Below are 8329 nucleotides of genomic sequence, written 5' to 3'. Positions count from 1 at the left end.
CCTGAAACTGAGGGATTAAAGGTTATCTGAAAAGTGGTACTCCCTGTGGAAGGTATGGTACTAACAGGTAAGGCTGTCACTGAAAAGTCTCCTGATCCTGCTCCACTGAGCGACACCAAAGGAGCTCCGGTTAAACTCAAATTCGAATTCCCTGTGTTTTCTATCGTAAAGGTTTTAACTACCATCCCTCCTGCTATTAAGCTCGATCCAAAATCTGTGTCATCTCCTGCTGAAGGAGTGGCATCTCCTGATACGATCTCTGTGGAATTCCCTTCTACCAAGATCTCTGGTTCTAAACCTGTTCCCTGAATCGCAAAAGTGTAAGGGTCCTCATCATTATCATNATTGGCAATACTTACTGTAGCACTCCTTAATCCTGAAACTGAGGGATTAAAGGTTATCTGAAAAGTGGTACTCCCTCCTCCAGCAATCGGGGTACCTGGAAGAGTTGTTACTGAAAAATCTGCTGATCCTGCTCCACTGAGCGATACTAAAGGAGCTCCGGTTAAACTCAAATTCGAATTCCCTGTATTTTCTATCGTAAAGGTTTTAACTACCATCCCTCCTGATATTAAGCTCGAGCCAAAATCTGTATCATCACCTGTCGATGGAGTCGCATCTCCGGATACGATCTCTGTAGAATTCCCTTCTACCAAGATCTCTGGTTCTAAACCTGTTCCCTGAATCGCAAAAGTGTAAGGGTCCTCATCATTATCATCATTGGCAATACTTACTGTAGCACTCCTTAATCCTGAAACTGAGGGATTAAAGGTTATCTGAAAAGTAGTACTCCCTGTAGAAGGTATGGTACTAACAGGTAAGGCTGTCACTGAAAAGTCTGCTGATCCTGCTCCACTAAGCGATACTAAAGGGGCTCCGGTTAAACTCAAATCCGAATTCCCTGTATTTTCTATCGTAAAGGTTTTAACTACCATCCCTCCTGATATTAAGCTCGAGCCAAAATCTGTATCATCACCTGTCGATGGAGTCGCATCTCCGGATACGATCTCTGTAGAATTCCCTTCTACCAAGATCTCTGGTTCTAAACCTGTTCCCTGAATCGCAAAAGTGTAAGGGTCCTCATCATTATCATCATTGGCAATACTTACTGTAGCACTCCTTAATCCTGAAACTGAGGGATTAAAGGTTATCTGAAAAGTGGTATTTCCTCCTCCCGCAATCGGGGTACCTGGAAGAGCTGTTACTGAAAAGTCTGCTGATCCTGCTCCACTAAGCGATACTAAAGGAGCTCCGGTTAAACTCAAATCCGAATTCCCTGTATTCTCTATCATAAAGGTTTTAACGACCATCCCTCCTGCTATCAAGCTCGATCCAAAATCTGTGTCATCTCCTGCTGAAGGAGTGGCATCTCCAGATACAATTTCTGTGGAATTCCCTTCTACCAAGATCTCTGGTTCTAAACCTGTTCCTTGAATGGCAAAAGAATAATTTGATTCATCATCATCGTTACTAATAATTGTTACAATAGCTGTTTTTACCCCTGAAGTACCTGGAGAAAAAGTAATTTGAAATGTGCTACTTGTACCACTTCCTATGGTAGCAGAAGGGAAGGCATTAACCGTAAATTCACCGGCATCAGGTCCGGCAATACTTACTAGAGGAATCCCTGATAAGATTAAATCAGTCACTCCTGTATTTTCTATTGTAAAAGTCCTTACAACAGATGCACCACCCAAAACAGCCGTGCCAAAGTCCGAATGATCGATAGTGGTTGGTGTAAAATCCCCATTAGCTATATTAATAGAATTTCCCACTAAATTTATTTCCGGAACTGTAGCTCCGGTACCCTTGAAAAAACCAAGGTTAGAATAACCTGCACCCCAGGACATTCCAGGGAGCAAATTAAATACGAATATTAAATATAGGCATGCCAGAACCTTAAGTACATTAAAACTGGCTATTACCTGAGCAGTTCTTATATTTTTTGTCAAATATTTCACGAGTAATATATTTGAGTTTGATTCACATAAATTACGCTGCAAGGATGGTTCATATTGCTAATAATTCAGCCTGTAATAGATGGATAGTCATTATTAACAAATTAGTAAAAAACTTACCATCCGTTTTTATAAACAAGGCAATTAACTTTCTGAGGAATTTTAAAACGATTGGTTTACACTTTATTACTTTTTGAGGATAGGACTTCACTTAAATACCCAACAATTTCCCATCTTTGCTTCAGGAATAACAGACTTCATTTCAAATTTTAATAATAATGGCTTTAAAAAAACATATCCCTAATTTATTTACACTTGGAAATCTGATCTGTGGATTTATTGCCATTTACCAAACAATAAATGGGAATGTAATTATAGCGGCCTATCTGATGGGAACTGCAGGTCTACTTGATTTTTTGGATGGATTTGTTGCCAGATTACTAAAAGTAAATTCTGATCTTGGAAAACAGCTTGATTCTTTGGCCGATATGGTAACCTTTGGTGTGCTACCAGGTTTTATAATGATGCATCTTTTGGATGGCAAAACCGGTAGTATCAATCCTCTTTACCTTATAATAATCATACCTGCATGCGCTGCTTTAAGGTTAGCTAAATTTAATATTGACACAAGGCAAAGCAATTCTTTTCTGGGAGTTCCTACACCAGCTACAGCTTTTTTTATTGGCTCTATTCCCCTGGCCTTTAGGCAATATCCACCATTGGAATCCATAGCTACCCTTCCTGTTCTTCTAATAATCACTTTCGGTTTGTCCTTTTTAATGATTTCCGAAATTCCCCTTTTCGCCTTAAAATTTAAGAATTTTAATTTTAAGGAAAATAAGCTTCAATTTATTTTTATCTTCTCCTCATTAATCTTAGTTTTAATTTTGAAGTTTCTTTCTATCCCTATTATCATTCTTGGCTATATTCTTATTTCAATTATTTCTTGGATTGCGAACAAATAAATCTTCATTATTAATTAATTAAAAAATAAACCAGTTTCATAAAAAGGTGAAAGGCTAAGTTTATTTTTTTTATTAATTTTGAATCGTTTTCCAATAAATTTTTGAAAATCAGAAATTAAACTCATCAGGATTTTCAGTTAACAACACATTTTGGCAGAGTCCTTAACTTTTGGTTAATGATCTGGTTTAATTAGTACAAACAGCGCATTTAAACTAATTAGATATGGGTAAATGATAAAAAAATTTTAAACAATTGGAAACAGCTTTTGGAGCAAAATCATAAACTAACAATTTTCAAAAACTAAAAATTGGTTATTTCTTAAAAGATGGATACACTTAAGATAGTAAAGGAGAAGCTTGGTAAACCTTATGAAGATCTGGAATTTTTATTAGGTTGTTTTAAAGAAGTTTTAGTAGAAAGTGGGGAAAATAGTTTAGCAGCTTTTATACCCTGGATCAACCAGCTAAATGATTTTAAACCGGAGGAATTAACTCAAAAACATGTTCAGGTTTATTCAATTGCTTTCCAGCTGCTGAATATGGTGGAAGTGAACGGGGCCGTACAAAATAGAAGAGAAATTGAAAACACTTCTATGTCTAAAGTAAATGGACTTTGGGCACAAAACCTGAAAATGCTGAAAGAAAAGGGAATACCAGCCAAAGAAATTGCTGATCACCTTGGAGAAATCAAAGTAGAGCCAGTATTAACCGCCCACCCTACTGAAGCCAAACGAGCAACAGTACTAGAACATCACCGCATTCTGTATTTACTTCTGGTAAAACGAGAGAATACTATGTTCACTGAAATTGAACAGGCGGAGATAAGAAGAGAAATCAAACTGGCCATTGATAGATTATGGAGAACCGGGGAAATTTTTGTAGAAAAACCCGATGTACCTTCTGAATTACGAAATGTACTTCATTACCTCATCAATGTATTTCCAGAAGTAATTCCTATTCTGGATAAAAGATTAGGCCAGGCCTGGCAAAGCGAAGGACTTGATCCTGAATTATTACTGGATACAAGCAAATTCCCTAAAATAACTTTCGGCAACTGGGTTGGTGGTGACAGAGATGGACACCCCTTGGTTACCAGCGATGTTACCAAAGAAACACTGGTTCAGTTAAAACTAAATGCTTTTGTTTTAATAAGAAGAAGCTTACTGCAACTTATTAAAAAACTAAGTTTTTCCCTCCACTTCAATTTTGCCAACTATGATTTGAGGAAAAGAATTGAAGATATGGAAATTGAGCTTGGAGATATTGGAGATCAGGCCTTCCACAGAAATGATGGAGAAGTTTTCAGACAGTTTGTAAACCTAATGCTCAATAAACTGCCGCTTGATATAAAAAGAAATCATGCTACTGAAATTCATGACAAGCAGGGAAGTTATAAATTTGCCTATGAACTGGTAGAAGACCTTAAAATTCTTCAACAAGCTCTAGTAGATTATGGGGCAAAATCAATAGCTTATTCCGATGTTCATGATGCCATTAGAATCGTTGAAACTTTTGGTTTTCACCTTGCCCAACTGGATGTAAGACAAAACAGTAACTTCCACGATCTGGCCATTTCCCAACTCATGAAGGCGGCCTCGCTGGATGGGGATAAATTTTTAACCTGGTCGGAAGAAGAAAGACTAGAGTTTCTTAATAAGGAACTGGAATCGAACAGACCATTTACCCACCCAAATATAAAATTAGATCACAATGCGGCTGCAGTTATCGATTGCTATAATGAAATTGCAAATTACCAAAAAAAGTATGGTATAGATGGAATAGGTTCTTTAATTGTGAGTATGACCAGAAGTGTTTCGGACTTGTTAAGTGTATTTCTGCTGGCCAGAGAAGCAGGTCTGGTTGAGCAAACTCCTGAAGGCCTTGTTTGCTTGATGCATGTGGTTCCACTTTTTGAAACGATAGAAGATTTACAGGCAAGTCCTGAAATCCTGAAAAACTTCCTGGAGCATCCATTCACCAAACGAAGTCTTGAATACCAGAGAAAGATAAGAAGAGAATCAAAAATTTCTCAGCAGGTTATGATAGGGTACAGTGACAGTAACAAAGATGGAGGAATTCTGGCCAGTCAGTGGAACCTTTACAGTGCTGAATCAAAACTATCTACTGTAGGTGATAACCTAGGCATAAGAATCAGGTTTTTCCATGGAAAAGGAGGAAGTATCTCCAGAGGGTCGGGGCCAACTCATTGGTTTATTAAAGCCATGCCTCAAGGATCAATCAATGGCGATTTAAGATTAACCGAACAGGGGGAAACCATTGCCCAGAAATATGCCAATAAAATTAATGCTACTTATAATCTTGAATTACTTGTAGCTGGAACTGCTGCTCATACCATAGCAGATAATAATGGTAAGAAGCAATTCCATCCTTTGGCTGATATTATTGAAAAACTGGCCGCTGAAAGCCAAAAACAATATTGGAAACTAATCAGCCATCCTCATTTTATCAAATTCTTTGGAGAAGCCACCCCTATCGATGCGATTGAGTCAAGTAAGATAGGTTCCAGACCTGCAAGAAGATCTGGAAAACGAACCCTTGCCGATTTAAGGGCTATTCCATGGGTTTTTAGTTGGGCCCAATCAAGATTTAACATGACGAGCTGGTATGGAATAGGTAGTACTTTAGAGAAACTGAAAAAAGATAATCCGGAGGATTTCAAAAAGTTTAAGAAAGCCGTGAGTTTCGATCCTTTCATCCGGTATGTCCTTACTAATGTGGATACCAGCCTTGCAGCAACTGATGAAGAAATAATGACCGGGTACGCTTCTTTAGTTGAGGATGATGAAGTGAGAGAAACTATTCTGGGCATGTTCTTAAAAGAACTATCCAAAACCAGAAAAATGTTGGATTCTTTACTGGAAGTACCATTTGATAAAAGGAGAAAAAACCATTATTATTCAAACCTGGTTAGGGCTAGTGCCATGAGAGGAATGCATTTCCACCAGATTGAGTTATTAAAAAAATGGAGAGCTCAGAAGAATGTGGGTGATAACGAGGCTGCTGAAAGTACGCTGCTCAACTTGTTACTTACAGTAAATGCAATTGCAAGTGCTATGAGAAATACGGGTTGATATTAACTTATATCTTTTATGTAGAGTAATTCTACCCGGTTTTTATCCAATTTTAAATTTTATTATTTTAAAGTTATAAGAAATAATTTCACTCTCTACAGGGTGAAATTATTTTTTTATTATGACCTCTTTAATTAATATTGTACACAATCAACTAAATAAATAATGATAATGATAAAGTCAAAGAGACATTTTGTGATTGCTTTCACCTTGCTGATAACCACAACATTTTCTTTTGCAAATGAAACAATACCTAACATTACAGATCCAGGCGATTCTTTAAAAAGCGCTCCCGAAAACTGGTTTAATCTTGATCCTACTGCCGATAAAATAAGAGGAGTAGGAACTGAAAGGGCCTATAAAGAACTCCTAAAAGGTAAAAAATCTAAAAAAGTAGTAGTAGCCGTAATTGATTCAGGGATAGATATCGATCATGAAGATTTAAAGGATGTGATTTGGAAAAACGATGGGGAAGTGGCAGGAAATGGAAAAGATGATGATGGAAACGGTTATGTGGACGATGTGCATGGCTGGAATTTTATCGGGGGTAAAGATGGGGAAAATGTAGATGCTGACACCTATGAATTAACAAGAGAATATGTAAGGTTAAACAAGAAATATAAAGATGTAGACCCAGCTTCTTTATCCAAAAAAGAAAAAGTTGAGTTCGCCTATTATGAAAAGGTAAAAAAAGAGTACGAAGAAAGTGCGAAAAGTGCGCAGGAAGACTACAATTACATTGTAAATTTTTACGAAAGCTTTAAATATGCAGACAGGCTGATAAAAGCTTATCTGAATACAGAAGATTTGAAAGCAGAGGATTTGAGTAAAATTAATTCAACTGATGAAAGGATCACCCAGTCTAAATCACTATTAGAATTGACAATTGCCAATAACCTGACGGAAGAAGTTTTTAATGAACAACTGGATTACCTGACTGATCAGGTGGAGTTTGGTTATAATCCGGATTTCAATTCCAGAGAAATTATTGGGGATAATTACGAAGACAAATCTGAAAAAATATACGGAAATAATGATGTAACTGGTCCGGATGCCACTCATGGGACTCACGTAGCCGGAATTATTGCCGCCAATAGAAACAATGATATTGGTATTAAAGGGATTGCCGATAATGTGGAAATTATGGTTATCAGAGCAGTTCCGAACGGAGACGAAAGAGATAAGGATGTAGCCAATGCCATTAGATATGCCGTGGACAATGGTGCTCAGGTAATAAATATGAGCTTTGGAAAAAGTTATTCTCCTTACAAAGAAGTAGTAGATGAAGCCGTAAAATATGCCGAATCCAAAGGGGTATTATTGGTTCATGCAGCTGGAAATGACGCCAAAAACCTGGATGAAAACACCAATTTTCCTACTAAAACATTTAAGGGTTCCAAAAAAGCTGCTAAAAACTGGTTAGAAATTGGAGCGCTTTCCTGGGGTGATGAATCTAATTTTGTGGGAAGCTTTTCAAATTATGGAAAAAAATCCGTAGATATTTTCTCACCTGGTGTAGACATTTACTCTACAGTGCCCGGCTCAAAATATCAAGCTCAAAATGGAACTAGTATGGCAGCTCCGGTAGCAGCTGGAACAGCCGCTTTAATAATGTCTTATTACCCTGATTTAAGTGCTGTAACAGTGAAAGATATTATCCTTAAATCATCTGTAAAATTTGGAGACCTGATGGTAAATAAACCAAATGAGGAAGGAGAAGACACCAAAATAAAATTCAGTGAATTATCCAGTACTGGTGGGATTGTAAATGTTTACGAAGCCCTGAAAATGGCAGAATCCATGTCGATAAAGAATAAAAAACGATAAGTATTTTTCCCCAGAAAATAAAAAGACCAGTTTTCACCAGTCAAGGTCGGAAGATTTTTCTTCCGACTTTTTTTATTTTCAAGGAGTCATTTTTCTTAAAAAGGGGGAGATAAAAATCTGTATACTAATTGATGATTGGTCTAACTAAATTGTAGAAACGGTTGTTTTATTAGTATTTTAAATTGGGATAAATAAAATACTATGACAGTTTTTAAAGACCACACAATATCGGCTGACCAATTATTAGACTTTATTCCCGAAGCACTGCTTACTCATCTTTCCACTACCACCAAAGTTGATTATTATTCAAAAGTCCTACATGGGAGAAAAGTGTTTTATCTTTTGCTTTATGCCATCCTGGAAAATGAAAAACTTAGTCAAAGAACCTTAGAAGATACCTTTAACGATTCTGTTTTTAAAACTCTTTTCGATTTAGATGAATCCGAATCGGTAAGAAGAAGTTCGATTTCCGAGCGGCTTTCCAAGA

The 8329-nt window shown here is 37.0% G+C and carries 4 protein-coding genes and 1 pseudogene; 4 read left to right on the top strand and 1 reads right to left on the bottom strand.

Annotation, left to right across the window (positions count from 1 at the left end; all coding sequences use genetic code 11):
- On the bottom strand, window positions 1-1850 hold a 1850-nt coding region (locus tag A3EM_RS0137420), incomplete at its 3' end, for a choice-of-anchor D domain-containing protein (RefSeq protein WP_020533367.1).
- A gap of 386 nt (window positions 1851-2236) precedes the next feature.
- Here A3EM_RS0137420 and pssA point away from each other — a divergent pair.
- The 4 genes and pseudogenes from pssA to A3EM_RS44935 form a co-directional block, all read left to right on the top strand.
- A complete protein-coding gene (gene pssA / locus A3EM_RS0137415; protein ID WP_020533366.1) occupies window positions 2237-2923 on the top strand; it encodes a CDP-diacylglycerol--serine O-phosphatidyltransferase in 687 nt (228 codons plus the stop codon).
- Between the two features lie 326 nt (window positions 2924-3249).
- Window positions 3250-6015 carry a phosphoenolpyruvate carboxylase gene (locus tag A3EM_RS0137405; protein ID WP_020533364.1) on the top strand — a complete coding sequence of 922 codons (2766 nt, stop codon included), beginning with the start codon at window positions 3250-3252 and terminating at the stop codon, window positions 6013-6015.
- Window positions 6016-6186: 171 nt separating this feature from the next.
- The gene (locus A3EM_RS0137400) at window positions 6187-7842 is read left to right on the top strand and encodes a S8 family peptidase (RefSeq protein ID WP_245576597.1); all 1656 of its coding nucleotides are present in this window, start codon (window positions 6187-6189) and stop codon (window positions 7840-7842) included.
- Window positions 7843-8043: 201 nt separating this feature from the next.
- Window positions 8044-8329, top strand: a pseudogene (locus A3EM_RS44935) (IS4 family transposase); the annotation flags it as partial.

Source organism: Flexithrix dorotheae DSM 6795 (genome assembly GCF_000379765.1).
Taxonomy (GTDB): Bacteria; Bacteroidota; Bacteroidia; order Cytophagales; family Flammeovirgaceae; genus Flexithrix; species Flexithrix dorotheae.
This window is presented reverse-complemented; position numbering and strand designations above follow the sequence as displayed.